Source organism: Oceanobacillus sp. FSL W7-1293, assembly GCF_037969815.1.
Lineage (GTDB): Bacteria > Bacillota > Bacilli > Bacillales > Amphibacillaceae > Oceanobacillus > Oceanobacillus oncorhynchi.
Genome location: NZ_CP150212.1, coordinates 4,791,995 through 4,816,060, shown reverse-complemented (window position 1 = coordinate 4,816,060; position 24,066 = coordinate 4,791,995). Strand labels below are relative to the sequence as shown.

At 40.3% G+C, this 24,066-nt stretch carries 19 protein-coding genes; 15 read left to right on the top strand and 4 right to left on the bottom strand.

All coding sequences use genetic code 11. The features are described from left to right. The first annotated feature begins 32 nt into the window (after positions 1-32). From MKY65_RS22975 to MKY65_RS22960, 4 genes are all read left to right on the top strand, one after another. Positions 33-2,018, top strand: a complete 1,986-nt coding sequence (locus tag MKY65_RS22975) for a DHH family phosphoesterase (RefSeq protein ID WP_339181164.1) — start codon at positions 33-35, stop codon at positions 2,016-2,018. Next, positions 2,015-2,461 carry a 50S ribosomal protein L9 gene (gene rplI, locus MKY65_RS22970; RefSeq protein WP_339181162.1) on the top strand — a complete coding sequence of 149 codons (447 nt, stop codon included), beginning with the start codon at positions 2,015-2,017 and terminating at the stop codon, positions 2,459-2,461. Before MKY65_RS22975 ends, rplI begins: the two co-directional genes overlap by 4 nt. A gap of 99 nt (positions 2,462-2,560) precedes the next feature. Continuing rightward, positions 2,561-3,925: a replicative DNA helicase gene (gene dnaB / locus MKY65_RS22965; RefSeq protein WP_339181161.1), complete on the top strand. Its 1,365-nt coding sequence runs from the start codon at positions 2,561-2,563 to the stop codon at positions 3,923-3,925. 876 nt (positions 3,926-4,801) lie between these two features. Then, the gene (locus MKY65_RS22960; protein WP_339181159.1) at positions 4,802-6,418 is read left to right on the top strand and encodes a glutathione ABC transporter substrate-binding protein; all 1,617 of its coding nucleotides are present in this window, start codon (positions 4,802-4,804) and stop codon (positions 6,416-6,418) included. Between the two features lie 102 nt (positions 6,419-6,520). Here MKY65_RS22960 and MKY65_RS22955 read toward each other — a convergent pair whose 3' ends face one another. The 4 genes from MKY65_RS22955 to nikC are packed head-to-tail and all read right to left on the bottom strand — an operon-like array spanning position 6,521 to position 10,483. Then, a complete protein-coding gene (locus tag MKY65_RS22955; RefSeq protein ID WP_339181156.1) occupies positions 6,521-7,543 on the bottom strand; it encodes a dipeptide ABC transporter ATP-binding protein in 1,023 nt (340 codons plus the stop codon). Continuing rightward, positions 7,518-8,564: an ABC transporter ATP-binding protein gene (locus tag MKY65_RS22950; RefSeq protein WP_339181154.1), complete on the bottom strand. Its 1,047-nt coding sequence runs from the start codon at positions 8,562-8,564 to the stop codon at positions 7,518-7,520. The genes MKY65_RS22955 and MKY65_RS22950 overlap by 26 nt, the downstream gene beginning before the upstream one ends. A 40-nt stretch (positions 8,565-8,604) precedes the next feature. Then, the gene (locus tag MKY65_RS22945; RefSeq protein ID WP_339181151.1) at positions 8,605-9,561 is read right to left on the bottom strand and encodes an ABC transporter permease; all 957 of its coding nucleotides are present in this window, start codon (positions 9,559-9,561) and stop codon (positions 8,605-8,607) included. 16 nt (positions 9,562-9,577) lie between these two features. Continuing rightward, positions 9,578-10,483 carry a nickel transporter permease gene (gene nikC, locus MKY65_RS22940; protein ID WP_339181148.1) on the bottom strand — a complete coding sequence of 302 codons (906 nt, stop codon included), beginning with the start codon at positions 10,481-10,483 and terminating at the stop codon, positions 9,578-9,580. Positions 10,484-10,828: 345 nt separating this feature from the next. On the opposite strand from nikC, the gene MKY65_RS22935 reads away from it, so the two are divergent. From MKY65_RS22935 to MKY65_RS22885, 11 genes are all read left to right on the top strand, one after another. Beyond that, entirely contained in the window at positions 10,829-11,356 is a 528-nt protein-coding gene (locus MKY65_RS22935; protein WP_339181146.1) for a DUF2812 domain-containing protein, read from the top strand. A 373-nt stretch (positions 11,357-11,729) separates the two neighbouring features. Beyond that, a complete protein-coding gene (locus tag MKY65_RS22930) occupies positions 11,730-12,929 on the top strand; it encodes a glycine betaine/L-proline ABC transporter ATP-binding protein (protein WP_339181144.1) in 1,200 nt (399 codons plus the stop codon). Then, the gene (locus MKY65_RS22925; RefSeq protein WP_339181142.1) at positions 12,922-13,767 is read left to right on the top strand and encodes a proline/glycine betaine ABC transporter permease; all 846 of its coding nucleotides are present in this window, start codon (positions 12,922-12,924) and stop codon (positions 13,765-13,767) included. The genes MKY65_RS22930 and MKY65_RS22925 overlap by 8 nt, the downstream gene beginning before the upstream one ends. 94 nt (positions 13,768-13,861) lie before the next feature. Then, positions 13,862-14,758, top strand: coding sequence for a glycine betaine ABC transporter substrate-binding protein (locus tag MKY65_RS22920; protein WP_042528729.1), 897 nt, complete (start codon positions 13,862-13,864; stop codon positions 14,756-14,758). A gap of 331 nt (positions 14,759-15,089) precedes the next feature. After that, the gene (locus MKY65_RS22915; RefSeq protein WP_339181140.1) at positions 15,090-16,379 is read left to right on the top strand and encodes an adenylosuccinate synthase; all 1,290 of its coding nucleotides are present in this window, start codon (positions 15,090-15,092) and stop codon (positions 16,377-16,379) included. Positions 16,380-16,866: 487 nt separating this feature from the next. Continuing rightward, on the top strand, positions 16,867-17,571 hold the full coding sequence (yycF, locus tag MKY65_RS22910) for a response regulator YycF (protein ID WP_339181137.1): 705 nt from the start codon (positions 16,867-16,869) through the stop codon (positions 17,569-17,571). Between the two features lie 6 nt (positions 17,572-17,577). Then, positions 17,578-19,404, top strand: a complete 1,827-nt coding sequence (walK, locus tag MKY65_RS22905) for a cell wall metabolism sensor histidine kinase WalK (protein ID WP_339185355.1) — start codon at positions 17,578-17,580, stop codon at positions 19,402-19,404. Further along, entirely contained in the window at positions 19,401-20,705 is a 1,305-nt protein-coding gene (gene yycH, locus MKY65_RS22900) for a two-component system activity regulator YycH (RefSeq protein WP_339181134.1), read from the top strand. Before walK ends, yycH begins: the two co-directional genes overlap by 4 nt. Positions 20,706-20,707: 2 nt before the next feature. Then, a complete protein-coding gene (locus MKY65_RS22895; RefSeq protein WP_339181131.1) occupies positions 20,708-21,655 on the top strand; it encodes a two-component system regulatory protein YycI in 948 nt (315 codons plus the stop codon). Further along, positions 21,652-22,455, top strand: a complete 804-nt coding sequence (locus MKY65_RS22890; protein ID WP_339181128.1) for an MBL fold metallo-hydrolase — start codon at positions 21,652-21,654, stop codon at positions 22,453-22,455. Before MKY65_RS22895 ends, MKY65_RS22890 begins: the two co-directional genes overlap by 4 nt. Before the next feature lie 247 nt (positions 22,456-22,702). Beyond that, a complete protein-coding gene (locus MKY65_RS22885; protein ID WP_339181126.1) occupies positions 22,703-23,920 on the top strand; it encodes a trypsin-like peptidase domain-containing protein in 1,218 nt (405 codons plus the stop codon). Positions 23,921-24,066 lie beyond the last annotated feature (146 nt).

Here is a 24,066-nt window from a genome sequence, read left to right as displayed (position 1 = left end):
AAGACTGTTGGACTTTGAAGGAGCTGAATGCCGTGCCAGATTTACAGAATAGACCAACATTAAGCAAGCATGTATGGATGATTTATATCTTTACATTTCTATTGCTTTTATATGTTTGGTACTATCAATGGATAGTTGGCTTAATAATGACAGTTGTCTACGCTGCTTCATTTTACTATAGTATTCGAACGGAAAGAGTGCTTCTGGATGAAGCGGAAGAATATATATCGACGATTTCTCATCGTGTGAAAAAAGTTGGTTCGGAAGCTTTATTAGAGATGCCATTTGGAATTGTTCTATACAATGATAACTTTCAAATAGAGTGGTCAAATCCATTCATGAATCAGTTTAAAGCAAGCAAGGATACCATTATTGGTGAATCTCTTAATCAGTTATCGGAAGACTTAATCCCGATGATTATAGAGAACAGAGATGAAATATGGGTGGAAATTGGAGATTACACCTTTCTGTGTGTGATTAAAAAGGAAGAAAAACTGCTCTATTTCCTTGATCGTACAGAGCATCAAAAACTGAAGGACCGTTACTATAATGAACAAACCGTACTTGCTATTATCTTCTTAGATAATTATGAAGAAATCACACAAAATATGGATGATACAGCCAAGAGTCAATTGAACTCACAGGTGACGGCTGTTTTGAATAACTGGTCAAGTCATTATGGACTTTACTTGAAACGAACGTCCCAGGAACGATTTTTAGCTGTTGGGAATCTGGAAATTCTCGAGGAGCTGGAAAAAGTTAAATTCTCTATTTTAGACGAAGTCCGGGAAATGAAAGGTTCCGAAAGCAATCCAGTCACATTGAGCATCGGGGTCGGCGCTGGAAATATGACGCTGCCGGAAATTGGTGAAGTAGCCCAGTCCAGTTTAGATTTAGCCTTAGGCAGGGGCGGCGACCAAGTGGCTATTAAGGATGAGAATGGAAAAGTACGTTTTTACGGCGGAAAGACCAATCCGATGGAAAAACGTACCCGTGTACGGGCACGAGTGATATCTCATGCGTTAAAAGAGTTGGTTCGTGCCAGTGATAATGTTATTATTATGGGACATAAATCACCTGATATGGATGCCATTGGTGCAGCTATCGGTGTATTAAATATTGCTAAAACAAATGATGTACCCGGTTATATTGTGTTTGATGAGAATGATGTGGAGACTGGTGTTTCCCGCTTGATAGACCGTATTCGTGAGGATGGAGAGCTTTGGGATCAATTCATCTCACCGGAAGAAGCAGAGGATCTCATGATTGATCAGCAGAGTTTATTGATCATTGTGGATACCCACAAACCGAGCATGGTTGCAGTAGAAAGTTTATTGAACTATACCGATTATAAAATTGTTATCGACCATCATCGCCGGGCAGAGGAATTTGTTGATAATCCTACGCTTGTCTACATGGAGCCTTATGCATCCTCCACAGCAGAGCTTGTGACGGAGCTCCTGGAGTATCAGCCAAAAGGAGTGAAGCTGAAAGTACTGGAAGCTACAGCGCTTTTAGCTGGAATTATCGTTGATACGAAAAGTTTCACGCTGCGTACAGGCTCAAGAACATTTGATGCGGCTTCGTATTTAAGGTCACAAGGCGCTGATACGGTATTGGTCCAGCATTTACTCAAAGATGATTTAGAGGTATTTATCGAACGCAGTAATATTATTGAAAGAACACAAATTTATAATGACTATATTGCGATTGCGACAGCGCCGAGCGGAAGAGCATATAACCCTGTGCTGATTGCGCAAGCAGCGGATACCTTACTGTCTATGGTAGGTATCACGGCTTCCTTTGTTATTTCAGAAAGAGCAGATGGCAGGATTGGAGTCAGTGCACGCTCGCTGGGGGATGTCAATGTACAGGTCATCATGGAACAAATGAATGGCGGCGGGCATTTAACCAATGCAGCAACGCAAATAGAGGATAAAACCATTGATGAAGTCAAAGAAATGCTTGTTGAGATTATTGATGAGCTGGAGTACAAAAAAGGGAGAGATTCAGAATGAAAGTTATTTTCTTAAAAGATGTCAAAGGGAAAGCAAAAAAAGGTGAAGTGAAAAATGTTCCTGACGGCTATGCCCGCAACTACCTATTCAAAAATAAACTGGCAGAAGAAGCTACTTCCGGGAATCTGAAAGCACTTGATGCGAAAAAGAAAAAACAAGATCAATTAGAAATAGAAGAAAAAGAAAATGCCATTCAATTAAAAGACAAACTTGCTGATTTAACAGTTGAGCTGGAAGCAAAATCTGGAGAAAATGGACGTTTATTCGGTTCCATTACTAGTAAACAGATTTCAGAAGGATTAAATAAACAGCATGGTTATAAAATTGATAAGCGCAAGTTAGAATTAGATGAGCCAATCCGTGCGTTAGGTTACACAAACGTTCCTGTTAAATTACATCCGGAAGTATCTGGCTCTGTAAAGGTTCATGTAAAAGAAAAATAAATAGGATGACATTTGGAAATAAACAGAGAAAAAAGAAATTGGCAGGAAAACAGTGTGCCGATTTCTTTTTTCACTTAACTAGAATACGGAGGAGAGGTAATGAGTGCGTCTTTTAATGATCGTACACCACCGCATAATTTAGAAGCAGAGCAATCTGTTTTAGGCGCTGTTTTTTTGGAACCGACGGCCTTTGTACAGGCTTCCGAAATTTTGATTCCGGAAGATTTCTACCGTGCGAGCCATCAGCTTATTTTTACAGCGATGATGACCTTGTCTGAGCGTGGGGAACCAATTGATGTTGTGACAGTTACCACGTTTTTAAATGACCGGAAACAGCTGGAGGAAGCAGGTGGTGTATCCTACTTAACAGAATTGGCAGAAAGTGTGCCGACTGCAGCTAACGTAGAGTATTACAGCAGAATTGTAGAAGAAAAATCAACCCTGCGCAGCTTGATTCGAAAAGCGACAGACATTGTGACGGCCTCTTTTGAAAAAGAAGATGAGGTTGAAGATGTTTTAAATGATGCAGAAAAAAGTATCCTGGAGGTTTCTGGACGAAAAAATTCAGGAGCTTTCAAAAATATAAAAGATGTCTTGATTGATGTATATGATAATATTGAACAGCTCCACCAGCAAAAAGGTGATGTAACAGGTGTTCCAACGGGGTTCTTGGACTTAGACCGCATTACATCAGGCTTTCAGCGGAACGATTTGATCATTATTGCGGCGCGTCCTTCCGTGGGGAAAACAGCCTTTGCATTAAACGTAGCACAAAACGTTGCCGTAAAAACAGATGAAAATGTAGCTATTTTCAGTTTGGAGATGGGCGCGGATCAGCTCGTTCAGCGTATGCTTTGTGCGGAAGGAAATATTGATGCGCAGCGTTTAAGAAATGGACAGCTGCAAGCAGATGACTGGAGTAAGCTGACGATGTCGATGGGTTCTCTGTCAAATGCAGGGATTTATATCGATGATACGCCAGGAGTGCGTGTCAATGAAATTCGTTCCAAGTGCCGGCGACTGAAGCAGGAGCATGGACTCGGGATGATTTTGATTGATTACCTCCAGCTTATCCAGGGAAGCGGCAGCTCGAAGGAAAACCGTCAGCAGGAGGTTTCCGAGATTTCCCGTGCGTTAAAGGCATTGGCACGGGAGCTGGAAGTGCCATTGATTGCTTTATCTCAGCTCTCTCGTGGTGTAGAGTCCAGGCAGGACAAGCGCCCAATGATGTCGGACATCCGTGAATCAGGAAGTATTGAGCAGGACGCGGATATTGTAGGTTTCTTATATCGTGATGATTATTATGATAAAGAGACAGAGAAAGAGAATATTATTGAGATTATTATTGCGAAGCAGCGTAACGGTCCAACAGGAACCGTAGAGCTAGCCTTTGTAAAAGAATATAATAAATTCGTGGACTTAGATCATCGTTATGGAGAGGGAGATATTCCGCCAGCGATGTAGATAATAGAAGTATTATTGATTTTCTATATGAGAAAGTCTATCTTGGTTAGGCGAGAGGACTCCCAACCTTATTGAATGTGCAGGGTGAACCCCAATGAGTAGGTGGGAGGTGAATCGCCTCTTCTTATTTGCGAACATCAGTTTGTATGGTATAATGTTCTTGAAAGACGTTCTTTGAAAACTGAACATATTAGGTTGTGGCGAGAATAGTTGCTTTGCCACGTAAAATGTTCAAGCCAAACATGTCAGCCAAGGCACACAAACGTGTGAACCTCAGATAAGCTGAAAAGTAGTCCCAAAGGCAGGACCAATGGGATAGCGGGGTTGGGTGTTTTTAGCACACCGATGTGTCAACTCCACTGGCGGTTAATCGTCATCTTGAAAGTCGACACCCCAGAAACCCCCACTTCAAAATTAAGTGGCGGGAGTATTCATTTCTGTGTCACTTAGATGATACTGTTGAAATGTGACGATATAATAATAAATACCAGCATGAGAAGAGATGTCTTGTAAGTGATATAAGAAGGGCATCTCTTTTCTGTTTTATGAAAGGAAAATAGTAGTGCTTTCAGATGAATCGACAAAATAAGACAATGGAACTAGATTAGTTTACAATAAGTTAACAAATTAAAAAGAATATAAATGAGTGACTCTATGTTATATGTAAAGGTATTAAAGACTGTCCTGGAGGGAAGAGAGCAGGCGTTTCGTTTTTTGGATGTTAAATAGAGTACAGGTACCAGATACAAACAGATTACAGTTATATTAAGATATTTCAAAATTTTAGTAAATTAATACTATTATTGAATTTATCTGGGAGATAGATTAGAATAGAGAAGTAAGACAAATATATTCTAATTTGAGGGGAGTACGAATATGAAATTGTCAAAAAAGTCTTTATTATTGCTAATTTTCGGTCTTTTGCTTAGCGTTGTTTTGGTAGCGTGTGCAAGCGAACCAGATGAAGGCGGTAACAGTGATTCGGATGGAGATGGAGAAGGCACTTTCGAAGAAGCAGCTGAGGGCGGCGAGCTTGTTATTGCCAACCAGTCAGATGTTGTTTCAATGGACCCGGCAGGTTCAAACGATACGCCATCTAGTAACGTACAGGCAAATATCTTTGAGACACTTGTAACTTTAGATGAAAATATGGAATTACAGCCTGGTCTGGCTACAGAGTGGGAAGCAGTAGAAGATAATGTATGGGAGTTCAAATTACGTGATGATGTAACTTTCCATGATGGCTCGGAATTTAATGCGGAAGTAGTAAAAGCAAATATTGAACGTATTTTAGATGAAGATGTAGCTTCTCAGCGTTACTTCCTTTATGAAATGGTAGAGGATATAGAAGTAGTGGATGATTATACTGTACGTTTTACGACAGAATATCCATTTGCGCCATTCCCTGCACATATTGCACATAATGGCGGCGGAATGACATCACTTGAAGTAATTGAGGCAGACTATGAAGCAATGGAAAATGGAGAAGAACCGGGAAGCTATATTAATGAGAACCCGATTGGTACAGGCTTCTTTAAATTTGATTCATGGAATTCAGGTTCCGAAGTTCGTTTAGTGAAAAACGAAGATTATTGGGGAGAGCCGGCTCACCTTGATTCCGTTGTATTTAAGGTTGTAAGTGAAGCGAATACGCGAGTAGCTGAGCTTGAAACTGGAGATTCACATATTATTGATCCTCTGGGACCAAGTAATATGGCACAGGTTGAAAATTCAGAAGGAATCCATGTAGCACCGCAAGAAAGTGTCAGCGTATCTTATATTGGATTTAACGTAGAAAAAGAACCATTTGATGATCCGAATGTGCGTCAAGCAATCAATATGGCAATTGATAAAAGCCAGATTATTGATGGTATTTACGAAGGAGTTGGAATCCCGGCAGTAGGTCCATTAGCACCGGCAGTATATGGTTATGACGAGGATGCACCTGGTTTAGAGTATGATTTAGATGAAGCGAAGCAATTATTAGCAGATGCAGGTTATGAAGATGGGTTTTCAACAACAATCTGGACAAACGATACACAAGAACGTGTAGATGCCGCTACGAATGTTCAAGCCCAATTACAAGAATTGAATATTGAGGCAGAAGTAGAAGTTCTTGAATGGGGTACGTATTTAGAAAGAACAGCCCAAGGGGATCATGATATGTTTGTTCTTGGCTGGTCTACTGTAACTGGGGACGCAGATTATGGATTATATCCACTATTCCATTCTGATAATATCGGAGACCCTGGTAACCGTTCTTTCCTACAAGATGAGGAATTAGATGAAATGCTTGAAGCTGCCCGCCGTGAAGGCGACGAAGAGACACGTCTGCAGCTTTACAGTGATATTCAGGCAAAGCTTACAGAGCTTGCTCCAATGCTTTATCTGCACCATCAAGAATTCTTGCTTGGTGTGAATGATAATGTACAAGGCTTAACGCAATCGCCAACTGGAATACTTCAATTACATGATGTATCTTTAAATCAATAATGAATTAAAAGAACAGCAGCTTTTCTGGTAAAGAGAAGCTGCTGTTCTTTTATGAATACATTAAAAAAGCCACATGATGACCATGTGGCTTTTACGATATAATTACGCGTTAACCGTCGGCTGATGTTCACCAGAACGGATAGCTTCCATATGGTGACAAGCTGCGCGATGTCCGTCTTTCATACCTTCAGTGTTACGCAGTTCAGGCACCTTTGTACGGCAGATATCCGTTGCAAATGGGCAACGTGTGTGGAAGCGGCAGCCTTCAGGAGGATCAATTGGAGAAGGAACATCTCCTTTTAACGTAATACGTTCTTTTTTGGCTTCCAGATCCGTACTAGGGATAGCAGAAAGAAGTGCTTTCGTGTACGGATGCATATTATTGGTAAATAATGATTTTTTATCAGCTATTTCAACAACTTTTCCTAAATACATTACTATAATACGGTCAGAAATGTGACGTACAACGCCTAAATCATGCGAAATGAAAAGATAAGTCAGTTTAAATTCACGCTGCAGCTTTTTCAGCAGGTTGATAACCTGCGCCTGAATAGATACATCAAGTGCTGACACAGCCTCATCAGCAATAATTAATTTCGGATCAACAGACAGTGCTCGGGCAATCCCGATACGCTGTCGCTGTCCGCCGCTGAACTCGTGTGGATGCCGGTCAATCTGGTGAGCTCCAAGACCTACTGTCTCCATCAACTCTTTCACACGATCATTTCTTTCATGTTTAGGAACCGCATTTTGAATTTCCATTGCTTCGGTTAAAATTTGCCGGACAGTGTGGCGGGGATTAATCGATGCATATGGATCCTGAAAGATAATTTGCATATCTTTACGGAACTTATTCATTTCTTTTTTGTTCAGTTCAAGAATATTTGTACCGTCAAATTCTACCTTCCCATCAGTAGGTTCATCTAATCTGAGAACAGCTCGTCCGGTTGTAGATTTTCCGCAGCCAGATTCGCCTACGATACTTAGTGTTTCTCCTTCATATACTTCAAAGGAGATATCGTCTACTGCCTTTACGTGATTGACGGTGCGTCCCAAAATTCCGCCTTTAATCGGGAAATATTGTTTTAAATCATCTACTTTAAGAAGTACTTTCTGGTTGTTCATGAATGTTCACCTCCGGATCTCCGTCCCATTCGTCAGAATAAATCCAGCAACGAATTTGATTACCATCTTTATCGGTTTCTAAGTCTGGTAATTTATTTCGGCATAAATCGGTAGCAAATGGACATCTTGGTGCAAAACGACAGCCCTGCGGCATATCAGCGGGGCTTGGAACAGACCCTCTAATTACCGCTAAATCGCCATCCACATCCTGGTCGTGTTGTGGAACAGATTGCATTAAGCCGACAGTATACGGGTGTTTTGGTTCCGTAAATAATGTCTTCTTATCTGTAAATTCGACCACTTTTCCGCAATACATAACAGCAACATAATCACATGTTTCTGCCACAACGCCGAGGTCATGGGTAATTAATAAAATTCCCATATCTAACCTTTCTTGCAATTCTTTCATTAAATCTAAAATCTGTGCCTGGATTGTTACATCCAATGCTGTTGTTGGTTCATCAGCAATCAATAGGTCTGGATTACAGGCAAGCGCAATGGCGATCATTACACGCTGGCGCATTCCTCCAGATAGCTCAAAGGGATACTGATCGATACGTTTTTCTGGGGAAGGAATTCCTACCAGCTTTAACATCTCAATGGATTTCTTTTTTGCTTCTTTTTTGCCAAGACCTTCATGAATCTGGAACGATTCACTGATTTGCTGTCCAACCGTAAAGGTTGGGTTCAGAGAAGTCATTGGTTCCTGGAAAATCATAGATATTTCATTACCTCGAATTTTGCGCATCTGTGCTTCGCTTTTATCTAAGAGGTTTTCTCCTTTGAAGAGAATTTCTCCACCTTTAATCTTACCTGGTTCTTCGATAAGACGGAGAACAGATAAGGAAGTAATACTTTTCCCGGAACCAGACTCTCCAACGACACCAAGTACTTTTCCTTTTGGAATATTAAAGGAAACACCATCTACAGCCTTTACTTCTAAATCTTTTGTGAAGAATGAAGTCTGTAAATTTTTAATTTCTAGTATATTATCATATGAAGGGTTTGGTGCACCTGTCATAGTAAGCAGCTCCTTTCAAAAATCTCGTAATGCAAGAATACTAATCTAAATCAATTCGTTTGTTCAAGAACCTGTAAGCAACATCGACAATTAAGTTTACAAGAATGAACAGAAGGGATGCGACTAAAACGGTTCCTTGAACAACTGGGAAGTCACGAGCCTGGATAGAGTCGATAATCAATTTCCCCATTCCGTTCACAGCGAATACAGATTCCGTTAATACAGATCCGCCAAGAAGTCCGCCAAATTGCAGTCCTACTACGGTAACAATTGGGATTAATGCATTTTTTAATGCGTGACGGTAGATTACAATCCGTTCTTTAACACCTTTTGCACGGGCGGTTCGGATATAGTCTTGTCCAATAACATCGAGCATGCTTGAACGGGTCATGCGTGCAATGATGGCAGCACTGCTTGTACCTAATGTGATAACAGGCAGAACAATTTGGCTGAAGCTTCCCCAACCGGAAGGACTGAACCAGGATGTGTTATTAAAGAAAGGCACCCAGGAAGGTAAATCAATCCCGATTGCAAACCATTGAATCAACATTAAACCAAGCCAGAAGTTCGGCATGGATAAACCAAATAAAGCGATCACCATAAGTGTTGTATCAAGTGCAGAATATTTCCGTGTTGCAGAAATAATTCCAATAATCAGGCCGACAAATACGGCCAGCACGGTACTGTAAAAGGCCAGTTCGACCGTTACCCAAAACCTGGCGCCAATCTCAGAAGAAACATCTCGTCCGCTTTTCATGGATGTTCCTAAATCTCCCTGAACTGCGCCGCTTACATAATTCCAATACTGTGTCGGCAATGGATCATTTAAACCCAGCCGCTCTCTGATATTCTCAATTTGTTCCTGTGGAGCACCTTCACCGGCAATAACCTGCGCTGTGTCTCCGGGAACCAAATGCATCATGCTAAATACGATAATCGATACACCAATTAAGACAGGTATCGTTTGTAAAAGACGTCGAATGATAAATTGAATCAAAGTAGTTCACCTCTTTCTATTCTCTCGTTTTTGGATCAAATGCATCACGTAATCCATCTCCAAGTAAGTTAAATGCTAATACAGCTACGACAATTGCAAGCCCCGGGAATAATGCTAAATGGGGTGCATTGTATAAGTAGTTTCGTCCATCACTCAGCATGGCTCCCCATTCTGGTGTAGGCGGCTGTGCGCCTAGTCCTAAGAAGGAAAGTCCGGCAGCTGATAGAATCGCTGTAGCAATACTTAACGTAGCCTGAACGATGATTGGAGAGGTGATATTAGGTAAAATATGTTTGAAAATAATTCTGGAATCACTGGCACCTAATGCTCTCATCGCGTCAATATACTCCAGCTTTTTCACAGATAAAGTAGATCCACGAACAATTCTGGCAAATATCGGTATAGATGAAACAGCTACCGCGATAATCACATTAACCATGCTTCCGCCTAAAACCGTAACGATTGTTAATGCTAATAGAATACTAGGAAATGCTAATAATACATCCATGAAACGCATGATAATACTATCTGTCCGTTTACCGTAATACCCGGCGATAATACCCAGGAATACGCCGACAGTTGCTCCTAGTAAGATAGAGAAAAAACCTATCTGCAATGTTAAGCCAGTACCTTGGATTACCCTGCTGAATATGTCTCTTCCAAAGTTATCTGTCCCAAACCAATGATCAGAGGAAGGAGTAGCTAATTTATTGGTAATATCCTGATCATATAGAGGGTCGTAGGGGGTTAAGTATGGCCCGATAAGAGCGATAATGATAAGTAAAATGATTAAAACACCGCCGACAACAGCCGACTTATTTTTCTTCAGTTTATTAAAGACGCTTTTCCAGCTTTTAAGACGAGGATTGGGCTGCTTGACAGCTATCTCCGGCTTTTCAATATGTTCGTTTGAACGACTCATCGATTTTTTTCATCCTTTCTCTCGTGTTATAGGTCAGTCTCGATTATATCATGAAACGACTTGGAGAAATATAAGTCATTTGAAAATCCTTAGAAAATGCATGGTTTTGCAAACTATCAAAAAACGGGAACCGTTGATATAAAAGGGTTTACACAATTGGATAAAAAAGGTAACTATTTAAATTCGTAAAAATAGATTTAATATGAAAATTGTCATTAGTTAAAAAATGAAAGCGCTATCTAAAGTTCAATGAAGCAATTTTAAGATTGTTAGGAAGAATTGCAGGAAATCTTGTATAATGATACTAATTTAAATTTAGATGTCATTATAAAGAGGTGGAAAATCATGAAGAAGAAATTTATTTGGAATCCTGCTAGATTTTTCTTTCATTATATAGGAACAGAAAAATTAGAAGCTCTTGCAAAGGAAGGCTGGGTAGTAGAAAGATTACGATTAGGCGGTCTACTCTTTCAATTAGCAAAAGATAAACCGAAAGAAGTACAATATCATCTGGCATTTCAGCCTATTCAAGAGGTAGGGGAAGATACGTCGCAATTAGATGAAGGGTGGGAACTGATTGATGCTGTAGATTACACTCAAGTTTACCAAGGCTCGCCGGAAGCGCTGTCGATAGAAGCTTCCTATGAACCGCTGCTGGGACAGCTGAACCAGGAAGGGCGTTCCCTCGGGAAATATACAATTATCTCCAGCTTGTTTTTAGTTCTTTTCTTTATTTTACATATGAGAACGGACTGGGCTTTGGCCCAGATGATTTTGCTTGGCGGGATAATGATGCTGTCCATCACGGTTATTTTGATGCTGACTTTGTATATTGTAAATAAGTATCGACAGTATAATTTAAAAAATTTGTAATGTTATTGATGTAATTGCAATAAAATGGTAACTTTTCAGAAAAAAACACCCCTCATTTGTAAAATAAGTGAAGGATACTAAAGAATACTGGAGGAAAAGGCAGATAAGGTCGTATTATATTGGAGAGAAGCAATATATTGCTTAAAACTATTAGAATACGGTAAAATAAGCGGTTTGAGGTTTAACAGGAACTTAACTATAATTAGTATTGTTGCCTTGAAACAGGTAAATACATCTATGTGGATGCCATAAAATAAATGAGTCAATCGTTGGTTCATTTATTTTTAATTTCAGCATAAATGGTTCGGGAGTACCAAAGATTATTTTAATTTTAGATGTACTACAAATCAAAACAAAATAGAGAGGTGATTATATGGCAGTAGTAGAAGCAAAAAACCTGTCTAAAATCTTTGGTAAAAATATCGGCCAATCTATCAAAATGTTAGATCAAGGTATGTCCAAAGAAGAAATACTGAAAAAGACAGGTAATACTGTCGGGGTCAATCGTGCCAGCTTTTCAGTTGAAGAAGGCGAAATATTCGTAATAATGGGGCTTTCCGGAAGTGGTAAGTCAACCCTGGTTCGATTAATAAATCGATTAATAGAGCCGAGCGAAGGATCTATTCTAATTGATGGAAAAGAACTGGCGACATTAGATAAAAAAGCATTAAGACAAGTGCGTCGTGAAAAATTAGGAATGGTATTCCAGCAATTCGCACTTTTCCCGCACCGCACGATTTTACAGAACGCAGCGTTTGGTTTAGAGGTACAAGGTGTTGATAAATCGGAACGGGATAAAAAAGCGGAGGAATCCTTAAAGCTTGTTGGACTAGGTGATTATATGCATCAGAAGCCGGGCCAGCTATCGGGAGGGATGCAGCAGCGTGTGGGACTTGCTCGTGCGCTAGCGAATGATCCAAAAGTGTTATTAATGGATGAAGCTTTCTCTGCGCTTGATCCGCTTATTCGTAAAGAAATGCAGGATGAGCTGATTGATTTGCAATCCTCGATGAAGAAAACTATTGTTTTTATCACGCATGACCTGGATGAAGCGCTTCGTTTAGGGGATCGTATTGCGTTAATGAAAGATGGGACTATCGTCCAGATTGGATCACCGGAAGAGATTCTGATGAATCCTGCGAATGATTACGTTGAGAAATTCGTAGAGGATGTGGATCGCTCGAAGATACTTACAGCAAGTCATATCATGAAGCGGCCGGAAACGATTAACATAGCCAAGCATGGTCCGCGCGCAGCATTAGAAAGAATGCGTAAAGAAGGTATTTCCAGCATTCTCGTAGTGGATGAAAACCGTCGCTTACAGGGCTATGTGACAGCAGATAACGCTTCTGAGGCACGTAAAAAAGAAATAACAGATATTAAAGAAATTTTACAAACAGATATTTTAAGAGTATCACCAGACACGCCGATGCAAGATATTTTCTCCATGATCTATGATACGCCGGTTCCGATTGCAGTTGTGGAAGATAACGGGCGGTTAAATGGAATTATTGTTCGCGGTGCTGTATTAGCCGCGCTTGCAAATGATGGTGAGGTGAACTTAAATGCTTGATTTTATTGATCAAATACCTTTATCCGAATGGACAGAGACTGCGACAGATTGGATTCAAGATACATTTGCCTTTCTTTTTGAACCAATTAAAGATCATCTTGGTAATTTTATGGACTTTGTATCTTCAGATGTTCTAGCAGGTATTCCGCCAATTATATTTATCTTGATTGTTGCTGTAATTGCGTTCTTTGTTTCTGGTAAAAAACTTGGATTAGCTGTATTTTCTATCGTGGGTCTATGGTTTGTTTATAACCAGGGGTTATGGGATGCGCTGATGTCTACAGTAACATTGGTTATTTTAGCAAGTTTATTATCTGTCATTATTGGTGTGCCAGTGGGAATATTAATGGCCAAAAGTAAAATTGCTAATACAATTTTCACTCCAATTCTGGACTTTATGCAGACCATGCCAGCATTCGTATATTTAATTCCGGCAGTAGCATTCTTCGGAATCGGGATGGTTCCTGGTGTATTCGCATCCCTAATTTTTGCGACACCGCCGACGGTCCGTTTTACAAACTTAGGGATTCGTCAGGTTTCTAAGGATTTAATTGAAGCATCTGATGCATTCGGTACGACCGGATCACAGAAACTATTTAAGGTAGAATTGCCTATGGCCAAAGGAACTATCATGGCTGGAATTAACCAAACAGTTATGCTTGCACTGTCTATGGTTGTTATTGCGTCAATGATTGGTGCACCGGGGCTTGGAAGCCAAGTGCTTTCTTCTCTTCAACGTGCATCTGTCGGTACCGGGTTTGTAGCTGGTGTCGGAATTGTTATTCTAGCGATTATTATTGACCGTATTACACAAAATATGAATAAAGGAAAAGAATAAATTTGTGTGGCAATCTTTTTATGAGGGAGGCTATCCCCTCTCATGAAAAGTGTCTATATAGAAAACAAAATTTAAGAAAAGGGGAGTTTTAATTATGTCTAAATGGAGTCTTAAGCGTGCTGGACTTATCGGTTCATTAGCACTTGGACTAGTTGTTGCCGGCTGCGGAAGTGATGACAGCAATGGCGGAGATGATGATTCTGCAGAAGGCGGAGTAGAGGGAGACATTGATTTAGCCTATGTAGAATGGGATACGGAAGTAGCTTCCACACATGTTGTAGCTAAAGTATTAGAAGATGTAGGCTATGATGTTACAACGACACCGCTTGATAATGCGGTTATGTGGGAAGCTGTTGCAACTGGTGAAGCAGATGGGATGGTAGCTGCATGGTTACCTGGAACACATGCGGAACAATTCGAAGCTTATGGCGATCAAGTAGAACAGCTTGGACCTAACTTAGAAGGAGCAGCAATTGGTCTTGTTGTACCTGAATACATGGATGTAGATTCGATTGAAGATCTTACAGATGAAGCTGGTCAAACGATTACAGGTATTGAACCGGGTGCAGGTGTTGTAAACGCCGCAGAAAATGCTGTAGAAGAATATGATAATCTGGAAGACTGGACTGTACAGACTTCTTCCAGCGGTGCAATGGCAACAGAATTAGGTAATGCAATTGATAATGAAGATGATATTGTTGTAACTGGCTGGTCTCCGCATTGGAAATTCCAAGCCTATGATTTAAAATATCTTGATGATCCAGACGGCGTATTTGGTGAGGCAGAAACCATTGAAACAATGGTTCGTGAAGGACTGGAAGAGGACGCTCCAGAAGCATATCAAGTATTAGATAACTTCTATTGGGAAACAGATGACATGGAAGAAGTAATGCTTGATATTAATGAAGGTGCAACACCAGAAGATGCTGCAGCTGACTGGGTAGAAGCTAATCAGGATAAAGTAGATGAATGGACAGAAGGTATTGAGTAATTAATTTTGTCTATTCAGAAAGGCGGCTCCAAATTATGTTGGGGCTGCCTTTTCTATGTTTATAGATGAAAACCGAACTTTTCTTTGCCTTTTACATTATTAAGTTCATTTTTCTTTAACAAAAACGATAAAAAAGACGAATGAAGCGAATGATAAAGTTAAAATGAAAAGTAATGTTCGTGTTTTACATTGACGTGTCTTTTTATTACTGATAAAATACTACGTGGTAAGTGAAAAGCAAATGTTGATAAGTAATTGTGCTGTTATGATGAATAAAAAATTCATGCAGGGCAAGAATCTTCATATATAAAATCAATTTTGGAGGTGCACGATGTCCTCAGTAGTAGTTGTAGGTACGCAATGGGGAGATGAAGGGAAAGGTAAAATTACTGATTTCTTATCTCAAAATGCAGAAGTAGTTGCTCGTTATCAAGGCGGAAATAACGCTGGTCATACGATAAAATTTGATGATGTAACATACAAGTTACATTTGATTCCATCTGGGATTTTCTTTAGCGAGAAGACATGTGTTCTTGGAAACGGAATGGTTATTGATCCAAAAGCATTTGTAGAGGAAGTTGCTTATTTACATGAGCGCAATGTTTCTACAGAAAACCTTCGTATCAGTAATCGTGCGCATGTGATTCTTCCTTATCACTTGAAGCTGGATATTCTTCAAGAGGAAGAAAAAGGCGAAAATAAAATCGGTACGACGAAAAAAGGAATCGGCCCTGCTTATATGGATAAAGCGGCACGTGTCGGTATCCGCATTGCTGATTTAATGGACAAAGAAGTATTCCACGGGAAATTAGTGCAGAACTTAAAAGAAAAGAATCGTTTATTCGAAAAAGTATATGAGTCTGATCCCATGCTGGTAGAAGATATTCTCGATGAATATTTTGAATATGGACAGCAAATGGCTCCTTATGTTGTAGATACATCGGTTGTGTTAAACGATGCAATTGATGAAGGAAAACGTGTCCTGTTCGAAGGCGCACAAGGGGTTATGCTTGATATTGACCAAGGTACGTATCCGTTTGTAACATCTTCTAACCCGATTGCCGGCGGTGTAACTATCGGTTCTGGTGTAGGTCCTTCCAAAATCAATCATGTCGTAGGTGTGTCAAAAGCATATACAACGCGCGTTGGTGATGGTCCTTTCCCAACAGAATTACATGATGAAATAGGAAATCAAATTCGTGAAATTGGCCGTGAATATGGTACAACAACAGGCCGTCCGCGCCGTGTGGGCTGGTTTGACAGCGTCGTTGTACGCCATGCCCGCCGTGTGAGCGGAATTACAGATTTATCTCTCAACTCGATTGACGTATTAACAGGTATTGAAACATTGAAAATCTGTGTTGCCTATCGCTACAGAGGGGAAATCATCAAAGAATTTCCGGCAAGCTTAAAAGCATTGGCAGAATGTGAACCGGTATATGAAGAAATGCCAGGCTGGACAGAGGATATTACCGGAGTGAAGACATTGGATGAACTTCCAGCCAATGCGCGCCACTACCTAGAGCGGATTTCTCAGCTGACAGAAATTCCATTATCCATCTTCTCTGTAGGTCCAGATCGTTCGCAGACCAATGTCGTAAGAAGCGTGTACCGTCCATAAATAGTGAATAGATTATTGAAAAGAGGCTACTTCAAATGTTAGCCTCTTTTTGTGCGAAATGGCTTTCATTAAATGTTTTCCTCTAATATATTCTACCTTTTTCTACACAGTTTTTTCTCCTCTCAATAGTTATTATTTGTATTGGTAGTAAAAACCTTTTTCTGCGGACAAGACATAAAAGCAGTTTTACGTTAAAATGAAGAAGAGAAACAACCCAATATCAAGATAGTTTAGTTAATTTTATAATATGAATAATCCATAATTAGACACTGTAACCAGCGTAGAGTTTTTCCGCAGCGGTCATATTAACCTGATAACAATGTTGCAATTACTCATACCATTAAAGCCTATCGAAAAAGTTACAGAAAACAACTTAAATTTAGTTTTCAACCATAAATATTGTCAAAAATATAGAAGATAAAATTTTATTTCAACTTATCCAACAACGTTTTTATAAATTATATAACTAAAAAAGGATGTGCAAGCAATGAGTCAAAAAATATTAGTTGTCGATGATGAACAGCCAATTGCTGATATATTACAATTTAATTTAGAAAAAGAAGGATACCAGGTAGTGGTAGCGAATGATGGCGATACTGCAATTGAACTTGCAGAAACAGAGCGTCCTAATCTTATTCTATTGGATATCATGCTGCCTGGAAAAGACGGGAATGAAGTATTGCGTGAGGTACGTAAAACACAAAGCGTCCCTGTAATTATGCTGACTGCAAAAGACGCTGAAATCGATAAGGTACTCGGGTTAGAGCTGGGCGCAGATGATTATGTGACCAAGCCATTCAGCAACCGTGAATTAATCGCACGTGTGAAAGCAAATCTGCGCCGTGAAAATGTCCCGGCAGAGGAGACGTCGAAAACAACAAAGGATATTGTGATTGGCGATTTAGTCGTCCATCCCGATGCATATGTTGTTTCCCGCAAAGGCGTAGAGATTGAATTAACACACCGTGAATTTGAATTATTACATTATTTAGCACGTCATATTGGACAAGTTATGACACGTGAACACTTGTTGGAAACAGTATGGGGCTATGATTATTTTGGTGATGTGCGCACTGTTGATGTGACGGTCCGCCGTCTGCGTGAAAAAATTGAAGAAAATCCTAGTAACCCATTATGGATTGTCACAAGAAGAGGTGTCGGCTATTATCTGCGCAGTCCTGAACAGGAGTAAGGCATGATGAATAAAGTTGGTTTTTTTAGATCAATCCAGTTAAAGTTTATTATTATTTACATCCTGCTGTTGATTTTAGCCGTGCAAGTCATCGGATCTTTTTTTACGCAACGGCTGGAACAAGATTTAACGGATACGTTTAAGGCATCAATTACCGAGCGTGTGGAGATGCTGAGCTATAATTTGGAACAAGCTTTTGCGAGAGAGCGTTCGGAAGACGAGCCGAGTTTAGAACAGGAAATTCAAGCAATCATTGATGATGTAAATACAGAAAATGTAGCGACAACCATTTATGTTTATGATCGCCAAGGCCGGATTTTAGGGACAAACCAGATTGATGAGCAGGGAGAGGTTGGCAAGAAATCTACAGATATTGATGTACAGAATACGATCTTTTTTGAACAGTCCCAGCGAAGTACGTACTTTGACCGGCAAACCGACAGCAGAGTACATGTCCATGTGGAGCCGCTAATTGGAAATGGAGAAGCAGTTGGAGCAGTGCAGTTCACTGCTTCTTTGGAAGAAGTCTATGCCCAGATCGAAGGAATCAATAATATCTTCCTGCAGGGGTCTGTTTTGGCGATAAGTATTTCTGCCATCCTTGGGGTGCTCGTAGCACGTACAATTACCAAGCCAATCAAGGAAATGCGTGAACAAGCACTGATTATGTCGAATGGAGACTTCACACAAAAACTGGATGTCTATGGACGGGATGAAATTGGACAGCTTGCCGAAACCTTTAACGATTTAAACAGCAGGCTGAAGCATTCTTACGCTACGATTGAAGAAGAGCGAAGGAAGCTGAGCTCTGTGCTTTCGTATATGAGTGACGGGGTCATTGCAACCGACCAGACGGGAGCAGTCACATTGATGAATGATGCTGCGGCTAGAATGATTGGCTCCAATCCGGATGATATGATTGGAGATGATCTCATCGATGTGCTTAACCTGGAAGAAAAAATCGTCGATATTAGCAAGCTGTCCGACAGCGGTTCGATGATTATTGATTTCAGTGATGAAGAAACACCTTTTATCATACGTGCAAACTTTTCGACAGTAGTGGATGAGGAAGAAGAAGTGACAGGGTTTATTACTGTTATCAGCGATGTTACGGAGCAGGAGAAAATGGAACAAGAGCGGAGAGACTTTGTATCGAATGTATCCCATGAACTCCGCACACCGCTGACGACCATGAAAAGCTACTTAGAAGCATTGTCTGACGGTGCTTGGGAAAATAAAGAAATTGCGCCGCGCTTTTTAGAGGTTACACAGAAGGAAACGGACCGGATGATCCGGATGGTAAATGACCTGCTGCAGCTGTCTAAAATGGATTCAGATGAATTGCCGATGCATAAGGAAAGAACGGAATTCATGGGTTATGTGCATCAGGTTCTGGATCGTTATGAAATGAATTTACCGGAAACAATTACGCTGGAGCGCCAGATACCAAAAGGAAAATCGTTCGTATGGATGGACCGGGATAAGGTAACACAGGTATTTGATAATATTATTACCAATGCTTTTAAATACTCGCCAGAAGGTGGAAAAGTGCGTGTGAATCTGGATGTAAGACGTTATATGGTCATTGTCAGTATCCAGGATGAAGGGATGGGGATTCCATATGACAAGCTCGATAAAATATTTGATCGCTTCTACCGTGCGGACCGTGCCAGAACAAGAAAATTTGGCGGAACCGGTCTTGGTTTAGCAATTACAAAAGAACTTGTCGAAGCCCATCATGGAAAGATTTGGGCCCAAAGTAAAGAAGGACGCGGTACGACAATTCTATTTACCTTGCCACTCATGGGCTCGAAGCGGGGGAGAGGCAGATGAAATTAGAGACTGCAAAATCATTATTGCTGATTATTTTAATAGGAACGAGTCTGATTCTCACATTCGGAATGTGGAATTATCAAGCGGAATACAGGCCATTAAACGACGTAGAATCGATTGAAGAAGCAAATCTGGGCGGTGAAGCACAGGAGGTAAATGATCTTGTAAAGCCCAATGATGTGGTTTTTAAAATGAATGGTGAATTCTTCAGCTATAAGGAACCAGAGGAGAGCATGCAGTTTTTTGAGGATATCCAGCAATGGGAATTGACGGATATACAAAGGAATGATTTAGAAGAAGAGAGTGAATCTGGTGCAGAAGTAGAAATTATTTTCCCGACGGAGGTACCGTTATCTTTGTTTGATACAATCTTAAATGTGGACAGCACATTGACGAATAATACGAATTTCTATGTAGATCGGTTTTCTATCGAATTGCAGGAAGACGAAGAGGTATTACACGTTGAGTTTATTTCGACAGACAGGGATGAAGTTGTAGAGGGCACTATCTACTCCTCAACGAATTATGACAGGCTGCTGTCGATATTTGGGGGACTGACGGAAGAGGAATATGAGGAAAAACAGTTAATTACCGATGCAGCCAGAGATATTTATATTCCAAAAGAAAAGAAAACATTAACGTCTTATACGTATACCTTCGAGTCTATTGAAGCCGTTGATATTCGAAATATTATGTTCAGCAATCCGAATGTAGTGAGTGTATCGGAAACGGCTCCTGGATCGATTATGTATCGGACAGATAATAGACAATTAAATATCGCCGGCTACGGGATGCGGTTTATTGATGTTGCGGAAAGAAATACGGAACCGGTGGATAACAGTGTTTTACAGCAAAGCTTAGATGATATTAACGAGCATGGAGGCTTTACAGGAGATTATCGCTTAGAAAGCTTTACAGAAGATAGTATTGCTTACCGGATGTATCAATTTCAATACCCCGTTGTGAGCAATTCATATATGGATTTATCCATAATCTATCAGGAATGGCAGAATGATCAATTAAGTAAATATAATCGTTCTCTGGTATCGCTCAATACTGTGGTCAATACCTCGGAAAAAGAGTTGAGAAGCGGCGAGGAGATTATGAACAGTATTCAGCAAAATGAAAATGCAGCAGAAATCCAAGATATTCAGATCGCCTATCGCTTAACAATTGAAACTGACGATAATGGGGATTATGTGCGATTAGAGCCCAATTGGTATCAGCGCGTGAATAACAATTGGTCCACGGTACCAGAGCCGAATGCAGATACACAGCAAAGCTTAGAAGGAGGAAGTTGAGAATGCAATGGTCACATATTAAAACGCTGTTTATTCTCAGTTTCCTTATCTTAAATGTTTATTTGTTATTTCAATTTATTGGCAAACAGCAGGATATGGATATTCCGGAGCTGGAGGTTAATGATTTGAATCTGGATGAGGAGCTGGATCAAGAAAATATAACTGTTTCTGCAGACACTGATTTTGAAGTTCCTGAATTGAGCTATATTTCATCCTCACAAAAGGAATTTACCCGATCAGAAATCAGAGAATTAAATGATATAGATGATGATATCGATGCAGTAAGGAGTTTGGATAATAAATTATTGACCGTGGAATTTTCTTCACCATTGGAGATTCCGGAAGATTTGGAGCGGGGCGAGCTGTCTGATTTGGTCAGCCCATATGTTTTAAATGCTTCTGAATTCAGTTTTGGCACATGGAATCATGATTTAAATATTATCGTCTTCTATCAAAATAAAGAAGGACATCCAATTTATTTAAATCAGCATGCGATGCTCATTTTCTATGTGAATGATGACAGAGAGATTACGCATTATACGCAAACGATGGTCGGTGACGCAAGTACACAGGGCAGCACCAGTTTGAATACTCCTAAGATTGCCATTGGTACGCTTCTTCATAATCGCTTTTTAAATGCCGAAGAAGACGTGACAGAGGTCACGTATGGGTATTATTCCAGAATTGAAGATGAAGGTGAAGGAACCCAGGTGTTTGCTCCCACTTACAAAATCACAGTAGCTGAAGAAGATGAAGAAAATGATTATTTTGTCAATGCTGCAGAGTCCTTTACGTATCCGGGAAATTATACGGACTACCTTTCCTCCAAGCTTGAGGAAAATTATTTACAAAAACTTTATTCAATGTCAGAGGATGATGAGGAAATAGCAGATGACCTGATTTCCATCATAGAGGATAAGATTGAGCCTTACAGGAGTGAGTCAGAATGAGTTTACGTTTTAGTGTGCTTGCCTCAGGCAGTACAGGCAACGCCTTTTATATCGAAACAGAACAACAGCGTTTATTAGTAGACGCTGGATTAAGCGGAAAAAAGATGGATGGGCTGTTTAAGGGAATTGATGTCGATCCGTCACGTCTTGACGGGATTCTGGTAACACATGAGCATAGTGACCACATTAAGGGCTTGGGGATTTTTGCTCGAAAGTATCAGCTGCCTATCTATGCAAATGAAAAAACATGGCAGGCAATGAATCATTCTCTGGGAAAACTAACAATTGACCAAAAATTTCAGTTTGATATGGGATCCGTCCGAAGCTTCGGGGATATCGAGGTCGAATCATTCGGTGTGTCTCATGATGCGGCAGAGCCAATGTTTTACACCTTCCGCAATAACGGACAGAAAGTAGCGCTTGTGACGGATTTAGGTTACGTATCCGAACGTATTAAAAAAACGATTGAGGATGCAGATGCTTATATATTTGAAGCAAATCATGATGTAGAGATGCTGCGGATGGGACGTTATCCATGGAACGTAAAACGCCGCATCTTAGGTGATTCCGGACATATTTCCAATGAAGATTCCGGTCTTGCTTTAACCGATGTTATTTCTAACCGTACGAAGCGGATTTACCTGGCTCACCTGAGTCTGGATAATAATATGAAAGACCTGGCGCGTATGTCTGTCAATCAGGTTCTGACCGAGCGCGGAATCGATGTAGAGCTGCATGACACCGATCCGGAAGCGCCAACGCCATTATATGATGTCGGCGCTGTAACCGAGCGTGTATAAAGAAAATAAAGTAATGATAAAAGATACAGAGGTCTGTAATGGGATAAAAATTTCATTTGTGCATAAACTGAAATTAATTCCCTCTTGCAGACCTCTGTTTTGAATTCTGGAGATGCTCTTAAAAAATTCTTATAATTAGGAGTTCCGATCCAAGTCTGTTGTTAAGATTAATAAATAGCAATTTTGTGTTAGTAATAAATGTATTTAGGGAATACGTAGGTAGATGAATCGATAAGGAGAAGGATATATGGAATATAATGACCAGCCGAATCAGCCGCAGCCAGGACCAGATAAAAAGAATAAAGGAAAATGGCTTATCCCCTTACTGCTAGGTATTATTATTGGCGGAATTATCGTGTTGCTTATAAATCCTGATTTTCTTCATAATGAGAATACAGCGCAAATCAGCCCTGCTGGTGAAGAAGAAAATAATGAGAACGCTGACAGTAATGGGGTCTTGGAAGACCAGCCGATGCAGGTAGATGTTTCTACTCAGCTAACAGAGATTATTGAACAAGTAACGCCCGCTGTAGTCGGTATAACCAATATTCAGCAGAATGTCTCGTGGGGAGCCGATGCGGATGGTATTGAGGCCGGAACAGGATCAGGTGTCATTTATAAGGTAGAAGACGGGGAAACTTATATTGTGACGAACCACCATGTAATTGAAGATGCGGACAGCGTGGAAGTGATTTTGCATGATGAGACACATATGGAGGCAGAAATCATCGGAAGTGATTTGTTTACAGATTTAGCAGTACTTAAAATGGATAATGAGAATGAAGATACGCCAATGGAAATCGGAACCTCCGAGAGTTTGAAGGTAGGCGAACCGGCCATTGCTATTGGTAATCCGTTAGGCGCATACTTATCAAGCACTGTTACGCAGGGCGTTATCAGCGGGATGGAGCGCACGATTCCAATGGATTTTAACTTTGACGGGCAGCCGGATTGGCAGGCGGAGGTTATCCAGACCGACGCAGCTATTAATCCTGGGAATAGCGGCGGAGCATTGATAAATTTATACGGGCAATTAATCGGTATTAATTCCATGAAAATCAACGAGGAAGCGGTAGAAGGAATTGGTTTTGCCATTCCAATCGACAGTGCCATTCCTGTGATTCAAGAATTAGAGGAGAATGGAGAAGTCGTCCGTCCATTCTTAGGTGTAGAAATTTATTCGATTGAGGAGCTGCCTCAATATGAATGGAGAAACACATTGCAGCTGCCGGTGGAAGTCGAGGGCGGTGTGTATGTATGGAGCGTAGAAAACTTATCCCCAGCTGATGAAGCAGGTATTGAACAATATGATGTCATTGTTGCATTGGATGGTGTGCCTGTGCATAACACGATTGACCTGCGGAAAATCCTTTATGAAGAGAAAGAGGTTGGAGAAGTCGTAGCCATTGATTATTACAGGGATGGCGAGTTAATGCAGACAGAGTTGGAATTAGAAATTCAATAAAAGCTAGAAAAGAATGGATGAAAGGGCATCCATTCTTTTCTAGCTTTTATCCACAGAAATATAGAATTATGCACAAACGGTGGATAAAAAAAGAAAGAGATTCTATATTTGGTGTGGAAAATATGTTCCTATACTATATAACTGCG